This window comes from Amycolatopsis sp. WAC 04182, from assembly GCF_003947465.1.
Lineage (GTDB): Bacteria > Actinomycetota > Actinomycetes > Mycobacteriales > Pseudonocardiaceae > Amycolatopsis.
The window spans coordinates 1042003-1058527 of the sequence record NZ_QHJJ01000002.1 but is presented as its reverse complement, the minus strand read 5'-3'; the positions used below and the strand labels follow the sequence as shown (position 1 = coordinate 1058527).

At 69.0% G+C, this 16525-nt stretch carries 14 protein-coding genes; 6 read left to right on the top strand and 8 right to left on the bottom strand.

Going from position 1 to position 16525, the window contains the following annotated elements:
* Nucleotide 1: 1 nt before the first annotated feature.
* The 3 genes from DMH01_RS12180 to DMH01_RS12170 are packed head-to-tail and all read right to left on the bottom strand — an operon-like array spanning nucleotide 2 to nucleotide 2848.
* Nucleotides 2-1384: a serine/threonine-protein kinase gene (locus DMH01_RS12180; RefSeq protein ID WP_125676050.1), complete on the bottom strand. Its 1383-nt coding sequence runs from the start codon at nucleotides 1382-1384 to the stop codon at nucleotides 2-4.
* A 26-nt stretch (nucleotides 1385-1410) separates the two neighbouring features.
* On the bottom strand, nucleotides 1411-2034 hold the full coding sequence (locus DMH01_RS12175) for a DUF2238 domain-containing protein (RefSeq protein ID WP_125676048.1): 624 nt from the start codon (nucleotides 2032-2034) through the stop codon (nucleotides 1411-1413).
* 34 nt (nucleotides 2035-2068) lie between these two features.
* The gene (locus DMH01_RS12170; protein WP_125676046.1) at nucleotides 2069-2848 is read right to left on the bottom strand and encodes an isocitrate lyase/phosphoenolpyruvate mutase family protein; all 780 of its coding nucleotides are present in this window, start codon (nucleotides 2846-2848) and stop codon (nucleotides 2069-2071) included.
* Nucleotides 2849-2944: 96 nt separating this feature from the next.
* Between DMH01_RS12170 and DMH01_RS12165 the strand changes: the two genes are divergently transcribed.
* Nucleotides 2945-3295 (top strand): hypothetical protein, encoded by a 351-nt coding sequence (locus DMH01_RS12165; RefSeq protein ID WP_125676044.1) that lies wholly within the window; start codon nucleotides 2945-2947, stop codon nucleotides 3293-3295.
* 164 nt (nucleotides 3296-3459) lie between these two features.
* Complete coding sequence (locus DMH01_RS12160; protein ID WP_125676042.1) at nucleotides 3460-6426, top strand: hypothetical protein; 2967 nt, start codon at nucleotides 3460-3462, stop codon at nucleotides 6424-6426.
* 6 nt (nucleotides 6427-6432) lie between these two features.
* Here the strand turns inward: DMH01_RS12160 and DMH01_RS12155 are convergent, their stop codons facing one another.
* Complete coding sequence (locus tag DMH01_RS12155; RefSeq protein ID WP_125676040.1) at nucleotides 6433-7677, bottom strand: CdaR family transcriptional regulator; 1245 nt, start codon at nucleotides 7675-7677, stop codon at nucleotides 6433-6435.
* A gap of 89 nt (nucleotides 7678-7766) precedes the next feature.
* Here DMH01_RS12155 and DMH01_RS12150 point away from each other — a divergent pair, with 89 nt between their 5' ends.
* The 3 genes from DMH01_RS12150 to DMH01_RS12140 are packed head-to-tail and all read left to right on the top strand — an operon-like array spanning nucleotide 7767 to nucleotide 11001.
* On the top strand, nucleotides 7767-9260 hold the full coding sequence (locus DMH01_RS12150; protein ID WP_125676038.1) for an NAD(P)/FAD-dependent oxidoreductase: 1494 nt from the start codon (nucleotides 7767-7769) through the stop codon (nucleotides 9258-9260).
* Nucleotides 9257-10156: an alpha/beta fold hydrolase gene (locus DMH01_RS12145; RefSeq protein WP_125676036.1), complete on the top strand. Its 900-nt coding sequence runs from the start codon at nucleotides 9257-9259 to the stop codon at nucleotides 10154-10156. Before DMH01_RS12150 ends, DMH01_RS12145 begins: the two co-directional genes overlap by 4 nt.
* Nucleotides 10153-11001 carry an SDR family oxidoreductase gene (locus DMH01_RS12140; protein WP_125676034.1) on the top strand — a complete coding sequence of 283 codons (849 nt, stop codon included), beginning with the start codon at nucleotides 10153-10155 and terminating at the stop codon, nucleotides 10999-11001. Before DMH01_RS12145 ends, DMH01_RS12140 begins: the two co-directional genes overlap by 4 nt.
* Before the next feature lie 126 nt (nucleotides 11002-11127).
* Here DMH01_RS12140 and DMH01_RS12135 read toward each other — a convergent pair whose 3' ends face one another.
* The 3 genes from DMH01_RS12135 to DMH01_RS12125 all read right to left on the bottom strand — a co-directional run bounded on the left by DMH01_RS12135 (nucleotide 11128) and on the right by DMH01_RS12125 (nucleotide 14446).
* On the bottom strand, nucleotides 11128-11772 hold the full coding sequence (locus DMH01_RS12135) for a TetR/AcrR family transcriptional regulator (RefSeq protein ID WP_233621480.1): 645 nt from the start codon (nucleotides 11770-11772) through the stop codon (nucleotides 11128-11130).
* Between the two features lie 100 nt (nucleotides 11773-11872).
* Nucleotides 11873-13183 carry a lipase family protein gene (locus DMH01_RS12130; protein ID WP_125676030.1) on the bottom strand — a complete coding sequence of 437 codons (1311 nt, stop codon included), beginning with the start codon at nucleotides 13181-13183 and terminating at the stop codon, nucleotides 11873-11875.
* Between the two features lie 87 nt (nucleotides 13184-13270).
* The gene (locus DMH01_RS12125; RefSeq protein WP_125676028.1) at nucleotides 13271-14446 is read right to left on the bottom strand and encodes an MFS transporter; all 1176 of its coding nucleotides are present in this window, start codon (nucleotides 14444-14446) and stop codon (nucleotides 13271-13273) included.
* A gap of 53 nt (nucleotides 14447-14499) precedes the next feature.
* Here DMH01_RS12125 and DMH01_RS12120 point away from each other — a divergent pair, with 53 nt between their 5' ends.
* The gene (locus DMH01_RS12120) at nucleotides 14500-15243 is read left to right on the top strand and encodes a helix-turn-helix transcriptional regulator (protein WP_125676026.1); all 744 of its coding nucleotides are present in this window, start codon (nucleotides 14500-14502) and stop codon (nucleotides 15241-15243) included.
* 53 nt (nucleotides 15244-15296) lie between these two features.
* On the opposite strand, the gene DMH01_RS12115 is transcribed toward DMH01_RS12120, so the two are convergent.
* A complete protein-coding gene (locus DMH01_RS12115; RefSeq protein WP_125676024.1) occupies nucleotides 15297-16454 on the bottom strand; it encodes a thioester domain-containing protein in 1158 nt (385 codons plus the stop codon).
* Between the last annotated feature and the right edge of the window lie 71 nt (nucleotides 16455-16525).

The following is a 16525-nucleotide window of genomic DNA, read 5'->3' as shown; positions in this document are numbered from 1 at the left end:
CTCAGCCGAACCGGATCGCCGCGAAGAAGTCCTCGACCGCGCGCAGGTCGGCGGGATAAGGCGTGCCGAGGCGGCCGTCGAGCACCGACACGGTGGCGTGCTCGTCGTCGGTCCAGGCGTACCGCGTCGTCGTGCCGAGCACCGTGCACACGAGCGTGCCGCGGTGCCCGTCGCGCGACCACGACTGCTTGGCGGGCAGGTCGGCGGGGCATTTGCCGGTGGTGAGCCCGGCCGGATCCGTCCCCGCGCCGGTGCGCAGGTAGGCGGTGGCCGCGTCGGTGTCGTCGAGGGCGGCGATCCGGAGCTCGCCGGTTTCCCCGCCGGTCTGGCAGACGACCTGCGCGCGGACCCCCTCGTCGGCCGCCGCCACCGGCGCGCAGGTGAGCCCGGACGGCGTGCTGCGGCCGATCCGGTCGGCGGCGGGCAGCCCGGGCGACATCAGGAAGACCGCCGCGAGCACGATCGCGATCACCAGCGCGGTACCGGCCACCAGACCCGCCACCAAACCGGTTCGGCGGCGGCGAGGCGGCTCGACGACGACACCGGCGGGCAGCGCCTCGGCGCGGATGGCCCGGATCCGGTCGCGTACTTCACGCACCGTCGGACGGTCACGGAAGTCCTTGGCCAGCAACGACTTCAGCAGATCGTTGACCGCGACGGTACGCGGATCGCCGACCACCAGCTGCGGGATCGGTGCCCTGTCGTGCGCCACGATCACCTCGGGCTGGCTGCCGTTGTAAGGCAGCTCCCCGGTCAGCGTCACCCACAGCAGGCAGCCCACCGCGTAGACGTCCGAAGCGGCGGTGGCGGGTTCGCCGCGAAGACGTTCGGGCGCCATGTAGCCGACGGTGCCGATCACGCCGCTCGTCTCCGCGCCGCGGTCGATCTCGGCCGACCGCGCGATGCCGAAGTCGCACAGATAGGCGAAGTCCTCGTCGTGGTGCGCCGCGCGAGGCCGGAGCAGGACGTTGGCCGCTTTGACGTCACGGTGCACGACGCCGATCGCGTGCGCGTCACCGAGCGCGGAGACCACCTGGTCCACCACCGCCAGCGCCCGGTCCGGGTCCATCGGCCCGGTTTCGAGCACCTTGGCCAGATCGGGCCCGTCGACCAGCTGCATCGCCAAGTAAAGGCAGCCGTCCACCTCGCCGTGGTCGTACACCGCGACGACATGCGGCGAATCGAGCCTGGCCAGCGCCGCCGCCTCACGGCCGAAGCGTTCGCGGTACACCGGGTCTTCGGCGTAGTGGGGCGGCAGGACCTTCAGCGCCACCGGCCGCCGCATGCGGTGCTGCCACGCGCGATAGACCACGCCCATCCCGCCGCGGCCGAGGATCCCGTCGATCCGGAATCCCCCGAAGTCCTCACCGACACGCGGCGTCATGCCGTTCCCCCGATCACGCGAGCACTCTAACCCGCGCGATCATCCCGGAGTTGCCGATCGTGCAGCCTGCGCCAGATCAGCAGGGAAAGCACGGCGCCGCACAGGCAGAGGAACATGTCCCACTGCGTGTCCCAGACGTCTCCTTGGGTGCCCAGGAAATCGTCCGCGCCCGCACCGGCGACCATCGCGCTGAACCATTCCACGAACTCGAAACCGGCGGCGATCGTCACGCAGACGCAGACGGTCAGGAACGCGACCCAGGCACCGGGTCGCAGCGGGGTCCGGCGCAGCAGCACCTCGCGCACCGCGATGGCCGGGACGAAACCCTGGACGACGTGGGCGAACCGGTCGTAGTTGTTCCGCTGAGTGCCGAGCCAACCCTGCACCCATTCCCCGGCCGGGGTCTCCGCGTAGGTGTACTGCCCGCCGTAACACAGCACGATCGCGTGCAGCACCAGCAGCCAGCACAGCAAGCGGGTCAAGGGAAAACGTTTGCGCAGGACCACCACCAGCGGCAGCCCGATCAGCACCCAGACGACTTCCATCAGCCAGGTGCCGGGGGACCTGGCCTGGACGCCGGTCACCACGAGCACGGCGAGGACGGAGCCGGCCAGCAGGATCCCTTCCGTCCGGCCGACTCCGCGCACCATGCGTGGGACCCTACTGGGACGGGCCCCGCCTCGCTCAGTTCAGCTTGCGCATGTCGGCGGGCAGCCCGCCGCCGGCGTAGACGTCCTCGGCGAGCTTCGCCAGCGCGGTGAGCGCGACGTTCTGGCTGAAGGGCCCGTAGGACACCCGGGAGACGCCGAGCTTCTGGGCGGTGGCCAGCGGGATCGAGCCCGGGACGCCGATCAGGTTCACCTTGCGCTCGCCCAGCGCCTCGACCAGCCTGCCGACCTGGGTCTCGTCGAGCTTGCCGGGCACGAAGACGTTCGACGCGCCGGCGTCCAGGTACGCGCGGCCCCGGGCGATCGCGTCGGCCAGCACCTCCTCGGGGTCACGGTCGCCCGCCCGGAGGAAGGCGTCGGTGCGGGCGTTGAGCACGAAATCGATCCCGGCGGACTGGGCGGCGGCGACCGCGGCCTCGACGGCCTTGACCGACTCGTCCAGCGGTTTCATCTGGTCTTCGAGGTTGCAGCCGACCGCGCCCGCCTCGATCGCGCGGGCGACCGTGCCGCCCGGGTCGCCGTAACCGGCTTCCAGGTCCGCGGTGACCGGCAGATCGCCCGCCACCCGGACGATCAGGGCGACCTCGGCGATCATCTCGTCGCGGGGGATCACCTCGCCGTCGGGGTAGCCACGGGCGGCGGCGATCCCGTGACTCGGGGTGGCGAGGGCCTGCGTACCAGGCGTTTCGGCGACGACCTTCGCGGTGATCGCGTCCCAGACGTTGACGACGAGCAGCAGTTCGGGGGCGGCGTGCAAGTCCTGCAGCCGGGTGGCCTTCTCGGCGATGGAAACCATGCCTTCAATCTAGAGGTTTCGCCCGGCGGCGCGGATTCTTGTTACGCCCCGGGCCGGGGCCGCGACTGGTAGGGACAGCACTTCGAGGGAGGTCCCGTGGAACTGACGATCAACGCCGCAGGCGACGAACAAGCGCTGACCGAGTTCTACAGCTGGCTCCGCGAGGACGCCGACGTGACCCGGTCCGCGACGATCAGCCTCGCGGGATCCCGGAGCACGGGGGAGATGGGGGTCTTCGAGGTCATCTGCATGTCCGTCGGCTCCCTGACCGGGCTGGCGAACCTGGGGATCGCTTGGGGCAACTTTTTGCGCTCCCGCAAGGAACCGCCCCCGTTCACCATCACGGTCGAGGGTGAACTGACCGCCGAACAGCGCGCCATGCTGCGGAACCTGGACCTTCCACTGTGGCCGGACGAGCCGAATCGATCGGGTGAAACCGGGCTGTAAGCGCTAACGAAGTCGCTCACACCGCTGCTCGGCCGTATCGACCGCTGGGCGAAGGGCCACTGAAACGCCTGGCTGGTTCAGACGGCTTCCGCCACGGTCGAAGGCAGGCGCGAGTCCCCCGAGGGGTGGTGACTTGCTGCCGTGCAACCCGAACGGACCGAGCGGTGAAAGAGGCGGATGAACTGGTGGACGTGCTCAACCTGGGCAGGCTGGACCGCGTGCCCGAGGCCACCATGGGTGTCTCCTTGGCCGACTGCGTTCCGAGCCGGTTGGAGATCCTTCCGGTGCGGGGCACGATCCGGAACATCGCGGGCTTGCCGGACGACACCGCGTACGTTCAGCGTGACCATGACGAACTCCTTCGCACGAAGGTGGCGCCGGTCGTCGGAGGCGTGAGCGGGATCGTCACCCTCATCAGCGAATCGACGGCGGGCAAGAAGCGCTCCGCTTGGGAAGCGATCCGATGGACACGGCCCGGGGAGCCGGACCCCTGGATGGCCGGCTGGTGGTTGATGCCGAGTATCAGCCCCAGTGATCCGCGCGAGTTGCTGGACTCGCTCGGAAAGGTCGGGCCGCGAACGGTCATCTGGCTTCCCAAGGCCGAGCGCTATTTCAAGGAATCCGGCGCCGGCGTGGGCAACAAGATCGCGAAGGTCCTCCGGGAACTGCTTCACGATGCCGAGCGCGGGCCGGTGCTGATCATCACGACGCTGCGTACCAAGTACTGGCGGCTGCTGACGGCGCAGCCCTCGGAGGGAAAGGATCTCTTTCCCCATGTCCGCCTGCTCCTGGCGGGCAGCAGCGTCGTCGTGCCCGACACGTTCAGCGGCGCGGAGGAAGACAGGGCACTGTCGGGTGCCGATCCGCGGCTGGCCGAAGCGGTTTCGCGTGCCGAAGCGCGACGCGTGATCCAGTATCTCGTCGATGTCCCTGATCTTCAGGAGCGCTACGACACGGCAGGCGCCGGCGAGCGGGCGATCCTCGACTGTGCGGTCGACGCGCTGATCGCCGCGCACGGTCCGTGGCTGCCGCACGACCTTCTCGAGGCGGGATCGGCTCTGCATCTGTCTTCGGGGGCGCGTAGTGGCCTCGGCGACCGGTGGTTCTCCGACGCGATCGCCGAGCTGACCCGTCGGGGAAACGGCGGGCGGAGCGTACTGGTCGAGCGAGAACCGTCGGCGGAAGGTGGCCGGCGTTCCTATCGGTTCGACGACCACCTCGAACGCAGGCAAGTGGCCGACATCGCCCGGCCGCGTCTGCCGGACAAGCGGCTCTGGGACGTCCTGGTCCGCCACGCGGATCCCGCGAGCCTTTCCGCGATGGCCCAGGAGTGCGAAAGGCGGGGCCTCCTCCAACAAGCGGCCCGCTTCTATCTCCGGGCAGCGGAAAAGGGGGATGAAAGGGCACGGCTCGATCTGGCGGGGCTGCTTCACCGTGCCGGTCGTATCGACGAAGCGCTCGAACAGTATGCCCGCTTCGATTCCGACCACGAGGCGAAGATCGCCGCGGCCGAAATGCTGCTGTCGGCCGGACGGCCGGAGGAGGTCGTCGACTGTCTCGCGAGGTTGGTCGAGCGGCGTCACAAGCGTGCGACCACTTTGACGGCCATGGCGTACAACGATCTGGGGCGGCGGAAGGACGCACTGCGCCTTTACGGCGACCTCGCGCAGCACGGCGACGGTACGGCCGCCGCCGTGGCCGCCGACATGCTGGCCGTCACCACCGGTGTGCCGTCGGCGGTGGAATGGCTGATGTCCCTGGACAACCACAACAGCCCGGAGATCCTGCGAGCCGCCGCGGACATGCTCACGGATCACCAGGAGATCAAGTACGCGCTGGACACCTTGGAGGGCCTGGGTGTCGCGGGCAAGCATCACGCGTACCTGCTCGGCGCGGAGATCCTGGTTGCGCACAATCTCCTGGAGGACGCACTGGACTGGAGTGAGACGGCGGTCGACTGCGAGGCTCCGGGTGCGCTGGCGTCCGCCGCGCGGATCAACACCTTGGCAGGCTTCTTCGATGTGGCGATGACGCACGCCGCGAACGCCTCGGCGAAGGGGAGCCCCGAAGCGTTCACCGCGGTCGGTGACGTTCTCGCCGCCAAGGGGCTGATAAGGCGCGCGCTCGAGTGTTATCAGCAAGCCATCGACGAGGGCGACGAATCCGCCTTGGCGAAAGCCGCGGAGGTGTCGGCGGCCGCGGGGTGGACGGCCGAGGCCATCGGGTTCTTTCGCCGCGCCCAGCGGTTCGAACGGGCACCGCGGCCTGAAGATCTGGCCAACGCGCTGTGCCGGGCAGGTTGCTACAAGGAGGCCTTCGAGTGGTACGTCAAAACCGTCGACCTTGCGACTCCGGACATTCTCGTTCCGCTCAGTGACTTCCTGCTCCACGAAGGGGCCATCGCCCACGTGGTGAGCAGCTACTCGCGGCAAACCAACGCGGGCAAGGGGCAGGCCTTCTGCTGGGTCGCCGAAGGACTGGTCGCGGCCGATCGGGTGGAAGCGGAGACCGACACGCGCCTGTTCGAGAGAAGCCTCGGGTCGGTCGCGGTGCGGGGCAAGAAACTGACCGCCGCGGTGGACGCCTTCACGACCGCGGTGGCCGAGGGGTACGCACCCGCGCGTATGCGCGCCGTCGAGGTGCAGTTGGACCTTCACCGTTCCTACGACGCCAAACGTCTTCTCGAAAAATGTGACGCCGCTGATCCGCGTTACGCCCGTAACCATGTTCTCGCGCTGGCGGTCGAAGGGGACTTCGAGAAGGCGATGGCGGAACTCGAGAAACAGCTCGCGAACTCCGACACGGCGGCCGTCGCCTCGGTCGCGATGTCGCTCCTGGACCGAAAAGAACACCGGGAGCAGGGGATCGCCCTCCTCGAAAGAGGCATCAGCGCCGGTGACGTGAAGTCTCGCGTGTGTCTCGCCGATCAGCTGCGTCGTGAAGCCCGCTACACCGACGCCTTGGATCACTACCTCATCGCCTTGGTGCATGGGCATACCGAAGCGTGGGGAAGCATCGAAACGCTCTACGCGAAGATGAACGACCGCAGGGGTCGCCTGCAACTGCGCAAGTACGGAGTGACGCCTGACGGTACGGTCTCGCCGCCCTGGTCCGTGAGCACTCTCGGGTGAACTGCCTCAAGCGCCGCTTCCCAGCCACCGCAACGTTTCCAACGCGACGGCCACGTCCACCGCGTTCTCCGCCAACGGCCGGGGGAGCAGCTCGTCGGCCCGCGCCAGCCGGCGGACGACGGTGTTCCGGTGGGTGTAGAGCCGTTCCGCGGTCCGTGTCGTGTTGCCCAGTTCGTGCACGTAGGCCCGCACGGTCTCCCGGGTCTCGGCGTCGGCGTGCCGCAGTTCGCCGAGGGTGTCGGCGATGAATTCGCCAGCCTGCGCGGGATCGCCGGTGAGCAGGGCGAGCAGCTGGATGTCCTGGTACCGCGCGATCTGTTGCGGCGAGGTGAGCCGGGCGAGCATCCGCTGGGTGGCGGCGGCGTCCAGATGGCTGCGGCGGAACCCGTCGATCCCGCTGCCGGGCCGTCCCAGCGCGACCCGGACGTCGGGATGCGGCGCGAGGTCTTCGGCGAGCCGGTCCGCGCGCGGCGGGGTCCGGCCGGGCAGCCAGACCCACAGGGCGGCAGCGCTGGCGACGACGGTCAGCCGGTGTGAAGCGCCGCTCGCCCGCATGAGCGTCTCCGCGGCGGTCTCGAGCTGCTGGGACGACGGTGTCGCCGAGCCGCTCCAGACGATCGCGGCCGTATGCGGTCCGGCGAGCGGGTAGCCGAGCTGGGCTTCGGCCCGCGAGCGGCTGATGGGCGCGCCTTCCAGCAGCAGCGTGACCGTGGCCCGGCGTTCGGCGTGGGCGCCGCGAGTCAGTTCCGAGCGCTCGACGGCCATCCGTTCGGACACGGCCGCGACGGTGTCCTCGATGAACGTGGTGATCGACAGCGACGAGACGTCCAGCAGTTCGCGGAGCAGGACCGGATCCGACGTGAGGTCGAAACAGATCTCGATCCACCGGCGCCAAGCCACCCCCTGCGCCCGCCGGTAGGCGTCGAGACCGCCGGAGTCGAAGCCGCGGCGCACCATGTCGCGGGCGCCGTCGAGCACTTCCTGGTTCAGGTTGGCGGAGACCCGTTCCCCGGGGCGCTGCACGTTGGCGGCCGCCCAGTGCAGCAGATTCGCCAGATTGGCGCGTTTGGTCCCCTCGGTGAGCACGGGGTCCTCCGCGACCGCGCGCATGCTGCCCCCGCCGAGCGAGGCCTCGTGCAGTTCTTCGATCCATTCGGCACGCGGATGCAGCACGATCTCCGCGCCCCTCCGGAAGAGGTCACGCGCCTCGGGGGAGAGGGTCGGCCACGGCGATGCGGCACTTTGCACCATCCATACATCATGATGGTGCAGATAGCGCTAGCGCAATTCCCCGCCTGCCCCGCATCGTGGAGGCAATCGAGACGAGGCTGGAGTACCGCATGACGACGAGCACACCCGTCGAGCACCTCGACGTGGTCATCATCGGTGCCGGGATTTCCGGGATCGGGGCCGCGCGCTACCTGAAGACCGAGAACCCGGGCAAGACGTTCGCCATCCTGGAGGCGCGCGGCACCTCCGGCGGCACCTGGGACCTGTTCCGCTACCCGGGCATCCGGTCGGACTCCGATCTCCACACCTTCGGCTACGAGTTCAAGCCGTGGCGGGACAAGCAGTCCATCGCCGACGCGCCCCGGATCCTGTCGTACCTGCGCGAGGCGGTCGCCGAGAACGGCCTCGAACCCGCCATCCGCTATCACCACAAGCTGCTCTCGGCCGCGTGGTCGAGCGACGAGTCCCGCTGGCTGCTCGAGATCGAGCGGACCGACACCGGCGAGCGCACCAGCCTCAGCGCGGGCTGGCTGTTCAACGCGGGCGGCTACTACCGCTACGACGAGGGCTTCACCCCGCGTTTCGAGGGCAGGGACCGGTTCGCCGGCACGATCGTGCACCCGCAGCACTGGCCCGAGGATCTCGACTACGCGGGCAAGCGTGTCGTCGTGATCGGCAGCGGCGCCACCGCGGTCACCCTGATCCCGGCGATGGCGGGCACCGCGGCGCACGTGACGATGCTGCAGCGCACCCCGACCTATGTCATGCCGGTGCCGCGCGAGGACAAGATCGCCAACGGCCTGCGCAAGATCCTCGGCGACGAGCGGGCGTACGCGCTCACCCGCCGCAAGAACATCCGCAAGGGACTGGCGGTCTGGCAGTTCTGCCAGAAGTTCCCGAAGACCGCGCGCGGGCTCATCCGCTACGTCAACAAGAAGCAGCTTCCCCCGGGCTATCCGGTCGACGAGCACTTCAACCCGCCGTACGACCCGTGGGACCAGCGGCTGTGCGCCGTGCCCGGCGGAGACCTGTTCGCCGCCATCCGCAAGGGGCAGGCCGACGTCGTCACCGACAAGATCGCGACCTTCACCGAGAAGGGGATCCTGCTCGAATCCGGGCGTGAGCTGGAAGCGGACATCATCGTCACGGCCACCGGCCTGAACCTCCAGGTGTTCGGCGGGGCGAAGCTCAGCGTCGACGGCAAACCGGTGATCCTGCCGGAAACCGTTGCGTACAAGGGAATGATGCTTTCGGACGTGCCGAACGCCGCGTTCGCGATCGGCTACACGAACTCGTCCTGGACCCTCAAGATCGGCCTGCTGTGCGAGCATTTCTGCCGTCTGCTGGCGCATATGGACGCCCATGGCTATGACGTCTGCCGTCCCGTCGTCGCCGACCCGGACATGCCGACGAAGCCGTTCCTCGACTTCGCCGCCGGATACGTCCAGCGAGCGCTCGACCAGCTCCCGCGTCAGGGTGACCGCATGCCGTGGCTGACGTCGATGAGCTACCACTCGGACATCAAGCTGCTGCGCGCGGACGACATCACCGATCCCGAACTGCACTTCTCCCACGCCGACGTCCGAGAAGCGGTGAGCTCGTGACCGACAGTTTCGCCGACCTGCCCGGCGGCCCGAAGATCTGTTACCGCGAAGACGGCCCGGCCGACGGTGTGCCGCTGGTGCTGATCGCCGGCCTCGGCCTGGATCTCACGTCGTGGCCGCGGCCGATGATCGAGGGGTTCACCGGCCGCGGTTTCCGCGTCATCCGGTTCGACAACCGCGACGCGGGCTGCTCGGATCGCGTCAAGGCGCCGAATCCCGGCAAGCTCAGGCAACTGCTGGCCCGGCCGCTGCCGGATGCCTACGACCTGGGCGACATGGCGGCGGACACCGTCGGCCTGCTGGACCACCTGGGCGTCGAGCAGGCGCATCTGGTCGGTATGTCGATGGGCGGCATGATCGCGCAGACCGTCGCCGTCCGGAACCCCGGCCGTGTCCTTTCGCTGACGTCGATCTTCTCCACCACCGGGCATCGCCGCGTCGGGCAGCCCGCGAAGTCGACGCTGGTGCGCATGGCGAGGCGGCCCGCCCAGACGGTCGAGGAATCCGTGACCGGACACCTGTCGCTGATGGGGCACCTCGGCTCGGCCACGTTCCCGCTGGACAAGGACGTCGAAACGGCCTGGGCCGAGGGCTTGTGGGAACGGGCCGGGGGACGGCGCGCCCGCAGCGGCATCGCCCGCCAGATCGGCGCCATCCAGGCCAGCGGCGACCGCACCGCCGAACTCGCCCGCATCACCTGCCCGACGGTCGTGGTCCACGGCGACACCGACCGCATGGTCCACCACAGCGGCGGGCGGGCGACAGCCAAGGCCATCAGGGGTGCCCGCTACGTCGAAATCCCCGGAATGGGGCACCACATCGCCCCGGATCTGGTCGAGCGGCTCGTCGAGCTCACCGCCGAACTGGCCCTCGACCCGGCGGGGGAGACCCGATGAGCGGCGTTCGCGGCAAGGTCGCCGTCGTCACCGGTGCCGGTTCCGGCATCGGCCGTCAGCTGGCCCTGGAACTCGCGCGGCGCGGAGCCCGGCTCGCGGTGTCCGATGTGGACGAAACCGGGCTGGCCGATACCGTCGCCGAGGTCAAGGCCTTGGGCGCGGAAGTGCAGGGCGCCACGCTGGACGTCAGCAATCGGGCAGCCGTGCTGGAGTACGCGACCGCCGTCGCCGGGCAGTTCGGTGTGGTGCACCAGATCTACAACAACGCGGGGATCGCCGGCGGCGGGCAGACCGTCCTCGACGCGGACTGGGAGCTGTACGACCGCACGCTCGCGGTCAACCTCTTCGGCGTCATCAACGGCACCAAGGCTTTTCTGCCGCATCTGATCGACTCCGGCGACGGCCAGGTCGTCAACGTCTCCAGCCTTAACGGTTTCATGGCCCAGCCGACGCTCAGTGCCTACTGCGCCAGCAAGTTCGGCGTCCGCGGCTTCACCGAGGCGCTGCGCACCGAGATGATCGCGGCCGGGCATCCGGTGCGGGTGACGGTCGTCCATCCCGGCGGGATCAAGACCGGCATCGCCTCGGCGGCGTTGAAGGAAGCCGAGGCCCGCGGGATCGAGCCCACCGCCGAACAGCGGGAACGCGTCCGGGTGTACAACGAAAAGCTGCTGAAGATGCCGGCCGACCAGGCCGCCCGCATCATCGTCGACGGAGTCGAGGCCGGAAAGCCGCGGGTGCTCGTCGGGAACGACGCGAAACTCGTCGACCGGCTCGTCCGGCTGCTCCCGCGCCGGTACCCGAAACTGATCGTCGAGTTCGAACGGCGGCGCCTCGCCCGCTAGGGCGTGTTCTGCTCGAAGCCGGCGCCCCGGTACTCATGTCGCGAAAGCCACTTTCGGGACACCAGACGTCCCGAAAGTGGCTTTCGCGACACATCCGACAGTGCTGAGACCTCCGGCCGAAGCCCGCTAGGCGTCGACGCTCCGGTGCCCGAACAAGCCGAGCAGCCAGGTGTAGCGGACGGCTTCGCGAGCCTGGCCGTACGCCTCTTCGGTGCCGATCCAGATGGCTTGCGTGATCAGTTCGATGGTGGCGGCGACGACCGTGCGCGCGGTGAACGGCGGCGGTGACGGCAGCGCGGGATCGGTGGCACGCAGCCATCTCGCCGTCCGGTCGAAGACGGCTTCCCCGGCACGCAAGGTGTTCTCCCGTGCTTCGAGGCCCGCGTCGCCGAGCGCGTAGATCTCCAGCAGGACGGCACGGACGGCGATGGGACGCCGGTGCACGTAGTCGACGAGGAAGTCGCAGCAGGCGGCGACGGCGTCCAGCGGCGTCGCGGCCTCGGCGCCCGCGGCGACGCCCTGCGTGATGAACTCGGTGGTGATCTCGCGATAGGCGGCGAGGAACGCGTCCTGTTTGCCGGTGAACTGTTCGTAGAACGAGGTCCGGGACACGCCCGCCGTGGCGGTGATGTGGCCGACGGTGGTGGCGACGTAGCCGCGCTTGCCGGTGTTCTCCAGAACCGCGTCGATCAGCCGCGCGCGCTGGGTCCCGGCGACCTCGTCACGGCTGAGGTTGTGGGGCCCCTTCGGCAGCTTGCGGTGCTCGGTCACGTGCGGCACCGTACCGGCTCGGCGGCGTGGACCAGTGGTCCGTGAAGGCCTCCTTCCCCACTGTCAGGGTAGGAAAGGAGACCTTCACGGACACGCGGGATCAGCTGACCGGCACCTCCGGGGCAAGGGAGTTGCCGGGCGCGATCTTCCCGCAGCTGGACGGCGCGGCCTTGCCCGCGAACCGGTCGTTGAGCCAGCCGATGGCCTGCGGCGCCCAGGCGACGGCCGCCCCGACGTGGCTCAACGTGTTGTACTGGTCGTACTTGATCGACTTGTTGCCGGTGTCGCAGTACTGCCGAGCGAGCGACCGCACGTCACCGGCGACCATCACCCCGTCGCCGGTCCCGATGCCCGGGGGATTGCCGAAAGTACCTTCCACGACACCGTTGTTGCCCTGCGCGATGAAGCCGGGCACGGTGGGCGTCGGCGCGGAGCCGAGGTTGATCTTGTTGACGGCCTCGACGTACGGCAGCACCTTGTTCGGGTTGACATACTCGGGCTTGACGAATTTCTCCCACGTCAGCCCGGGATACCGGCCGAGCGCGTCGACGATCGACGCCTTTTCCATGTCCTTGAGAACCTGGAGGCCGTAAGAATTCGCGTACGGCTTGAGATCGATGCCGAAGGACCGCGAGACACCGATCAGCGCCATCGGAATGACCCCGGTCCACGCGACGCTGCCGTTGACGTACTTGAGATTGTGCGACGGCTTGACGAGCACTCCGCCTTCGGTGAAACCGACGAGGTTCTTGTTGACCTCGGGCGCGTAATCCGGTGCGAGCGCGGCGGCCCAGCCCGTCGCGATGGCGCCGCCCGAATACCCGATGAGACCGAACCGGGTCTTGTCGTTCATTCCCGTTCCCGGAGCCCGCGTCGCGGCCCGGATCGAATCCAGGGTGTTCGTCCCGTATTCCGGCCCGGCGGCGAAGTTCGCCTGCTGGCCTTCGGTGTCGGGAATGACGACGTTGTAGCCCAGCAGCAACGCTGGTGCGATGAACAGCGACTCCGCGTTGGCGATCAGGCCGCCGAGCGAGACGTCACCGGCGATCGCCCTCGACGGGCCGTGCTCGGGATTGAGCGAATCGTAGAACGATTGGTACGAAACGGCTTTCGTGCTGTCGCCGGTGAGACTGCGCAGCACCGAAGTGACATTGGCGGACGGCTTCCCCTGCGCGTCGGTGGACCGGTACAGCAACTGGGTCACCTTGAGCGGCGTGGAAATGCCGATGACGTGGTAATTGAGCGTCCGGGTCTTCAGCACGGTCCCGGGGCTGTACGACGACAACGGTTCACTGCCGTCGTAGCTGTAGAACGGATCGGTGGCGGGGGCGGCGGAGGCGGCGGGCGCGGCGGCGAAACCGACGATGAGGGCGATCGCGACGGCCAGCAGACGAGCGGGCTTTCGGGTCATGACTCCCCTTTGAATCATGAAGTGGATCACGTTTGGATGCTCGGAACCTACCAGCCGGTAACCGATGGTGTACAGGGCCGTACATGATTAATTGCGTGATGCTGACATTTCTTCCGTTCCCCTTTGGACGGAGCACGGCTCCGACAGGGTCCGCGTTGTGATCCAGCACAAAAGCGGCAGGGCGATCAACGGCAGCAGGGCCGTCCGCAAGGAAGTGTGGTCGGCGACCGCTCCGATGACGGGGCTCGCGAGACCGCCGATGCTGACCGTCAGGCCGAGGGTGACGCCACTGGCGGTGCCCACGCGCCTGGGGAGGTAGTCCTGGGCGAGCGTGATCTGCAGGGAGAACGGGATGTACAGGCCCACCGCGGCCAGCAGGACGAAGGGGAAGAACGCCGGGCCCGGTACGAACACGACCCCCGCGACCGCGCCGACGGTGGCCAGATACGACCGGCGCACCACGGTGACGCGGTCCCGGCGACCGGCCAGCCTGCTGCCCAGCAGCGTGCCGGCGGCGCCGCCGAGGTAGAGCAGGAACAACGCGACGCTGCCCGTCGTCGTGCCGCCCCCGACCCGCTCCTGGGCGTAGAGCGAGACGAACGTGCTCAGCCCGACGAACACGATCGAGCGGAAGACGACGGCGGCCGACAGCGTCGTGAACGATCTCCAGTCGTCGACCCCCGTCACCTCCGTCGACGAGCCGCCGGCGCGGGCGGTCCTGGCGAGCGCGCGCAGCACGGGCAGACACAGCACGGAGCCGGCCAGCGCCGGCACGACGAGCAGTGGAGACATCCGCAGCCCGCCGAGGGACATGACTGCGGCGACGAGTACGGGTGCGGCAGCGAAGCCGATGTTGCCGCCTAGGGAGAACCAGCCCATGGCCGTATGCCTGCCACCGCCGGCGATCCTCGCGACCCGTGCGGCCTCGGGGTGGTAGGCGGCCACCCCGATTCCCGACACGGCGACGAAAGCCAGCGTCAACGCGTAAGAGTCGACCAGTCCGCCGAGGGCGACGCCGAGCCCGCCGAGGAGCGTGGCGGACGGCAGCAGCCACGGCATCGCCCACCGGTCGGTCAGCGCGCCGAACAACGGCTGCGCCACCGACGACAGCAACGAAGCGGCGAGCACGATGCCGGACACCGCCGCGTAGCCGTAGGCGCGCTCGGCGGCGAAGAACGGCACCAGTGCGGCGACCGAACCTTGGTACACGTCCACGCACGCGTGTCCGGCCGACAGCAGGACGATCGCTTTGTTCTTCGACACCTCGCCATGCTCGTCGCGGCGTCCGTGTCGCGCTTCCGATAAATTGACAATCAATGACGGAAATCCGCCACCTGCCCGCGGCGCCGACCCAGGTCCGGTCCCTGGCCTCCGGCATGACGATCGACGCGCACCGCCACGACGATCACCAGGTCGCCTACGCCGCTCGCGGCGTACTGGCCATCACCACCGACAGGGGCTCCTGGGTCGCACCCGCCACGAGGGCCGTCTGGGTACCCGCCGGGACCGTGCACGCCCATCAGGCGCACGGCGCCCTCGAACTCCGTCTCGTCGGCCTGCCCGCCACCGTGAACCCGTTGCGGCTGAACGAACCGAGCGTGCTGGCCGTCGGCCCGCTCCTGCGCGAACTCATCCGCGCCTACACCGATCCGCCGCACGACGACACCCCGGAACGACGGCGGCTGCGCGCGGTCCTGCTCGATCGGCTTCGCGTCTCGCCGCAGCAACCTCTGCACCTGCCGACGCCCGCCGACCCGCGGCTGCGCGCACTGTGCGAGATCCTCAGCGCAGATCCGGCCGGCAACCGGACGCTGGCCGCGCTCGGCGCGCTGGTGGGGGCGAGTGATCGCACCCTGGCGCGGCTCTTCAAAGCCGACCTCGGCATGACCTTCCCGCAATGGCGCACCCAGCTGCGGCTCTACCGCGCTCTGGTCCTCTTGGCCGAGGACACCCCGGTGACCGCGGTGGCGCATGCCTGCGGCTGGTCGTCCACCAGCGCGTTCATCGACGTCTTCCGCCGCGCCTTCGGGCATACGCCGGGCACGCACTACGACCGGTGAACGCGAAAGCGGGGCCGGTCCACAAAGGACCGGCCCCGCTCTTCGTTCGGTTCTTACGCCTCGCTACGGCGACGGCGCACCAGCAGCACCATCAGCACACCCGCGCCGAGGAGCGCGCCACCGATGATCAGCGGCATGGTCGCGGAAGCACCGGTGTTGGCCAGCTCGTCGCCGCCACCCGATTCGGCGCCACCGGGGGTGGTGGGGGCCGGGGTTTCGGTGACGGGCGCGCCGCCCTGCTTCCAGCTCGCGGTCGCGTTCGCGACGACCGAGGTCTTCTCGGACTCCGCGACGATCAGGGACTGGGCGGGCACCTTGTCGTAGTTCTCGCCCACGAACAGGCGGCCGGTGTCGAGGTGGCCGCTGACCTTCAGCGAGAACGAGCCGGAGCCGTCCTTGGCGTCCTTGGGGACGTCGACGTAGACCTTGGTGCCGTCCTTGACGTCGGCGGCCTTGATCGCCTTGCCGTCGGCGTCGGTGACCTTGACGCCCTCGGGCAGCTTGCTCGTCAGCTCGGTGATGTCACCGCTCGTGGCGACGCTGAACGGGCCGATCCGGGTACCGGTGGCGCCCTCGGCCTTCGCCGGGCCGATGTTCAGGGTCGGCTTCGGCTGCTGGCCGATGCCGACGTTGTCCTTGCCGACGAGGTAGTCGTAAAGGGCCAGCACGTCGGCGGAGTCCTCCGCCGCCCCACCCGAAATCGGGTTGGCGCGCTTGAGGTCCTTGCCGTCACTGAAGTGCCACACCGCGGCCTGCGTCGCGGTGATGGCCTCCTTGACGGAGAGGCCGCCGTTGAGCTTGACGTCGCCCTTGCCGAGCGTGCCTTCGAGCGCCTTGACCGACGCCGCCGGGTAGCCGTGGTGCAGCACCCAGTTGAGCTTCGCGCTGTTCTTGTTGAACGGCGACTGGGTGTCCGGGTACTTGTTCCACGGACGCTCGATCATGTCCTGATCGGTGCGCATGCCGACCTCGACCTGCACGCAGTACATCTTGAGCTTGCTGCCGTCCGACAGCTTCAGCGTGAACAGCACCGTGTCGGCGGGCTTGCCACTCTCGAAGTTGACGCCGAACCCGCCGTTGCCCTCTTTTTGGACGACCCGGCCCCGCGCCGCGCCGTCGTCGGCGAGGGCGGCCGGAGCGGCCATCGTCAGCGCGACGGCCGCGGTGGCCACCGCGATCCCGCCGCGTACCAGAACTGACCTGCCGTGCATGTGTCTCCTATCGGGATACGGACCACGAATGCCAGCGCCGCATGCGACCACAGGCCCCGACCGCAACGGCT

What these genes read in the sequence shown, in the direction of transcription:
- DMH01_RS12180 (WP_125676050.1), bottom strand. Translation starts at nt 1,384, where the DNA reads ATGACGCCGCGTGTCGGTGAGGACTTCGGGGGATTCCGGATCGACGGG.
- DMH01_RS12175 (WP_125676048.1), bottom strand. Translation starts at nt 2,034, where the DNA reads ATGGTGCGCGGAGTCGGCCGGACGGAAGGGATCCTGCTGGCCGGCTCC.
- DMH01_RS12170 (WP_125676046.1), bottom strand. Translation starts at nt 2,848, where the DNA reads ATGGTTTCCATCGCCGAGAAGGCCACCCGGCTGCAGGACTTGCACGCC.
- DMH01_RS12155 (WP_125676040.1), bottom strand. Translation starts at nt 7,677, where the DNA reads ATGGTGCAAAGTGCCGCATCGCCGTGGCCGACCCTCTCCCCCGAGGCG.
- DMH01_RS12150 (WP_125676038.1), top strand. Translation starts at nt 7,767, where the DNA reads ATGACGACGAGCACACCCGTCGAGCACCTCGACGTGGTCATCATCGGT.
- DMH01_RS12140 (WP_125676034.1), top strand. Translation starts at nt 10,153, where the DNA reads ATGAGCGGCGTTCGCGGCAAGGTCGCCGTCGTCACCGGTGCCGGTTCC.
- DMH01_RS12130 (WP_125676030.1), bottom strand. Translation starts at nt 13,183, where the DNA reads ATGACCCGAAAGCCCGCTCGTCTGCTGGCCGTCGCGATCGCCCTCATC.
- DMH01_RS12120 (WP_125676026.1), top strand. Translation starts at nt 14,500, where the DNA reads ATGACGGAAATCCGCCACCTGCCCGCGGCGCCGACCCAGGTCCGGTCC.
- DMH01_RS12115 (WP_125676024.1), bottom strand. Translation starts at nt 16,454, where the DNA reads ATGCACGGCAGGTCAGTTCTGGTACGCGGCGGGATCGCGGTGGCCACC.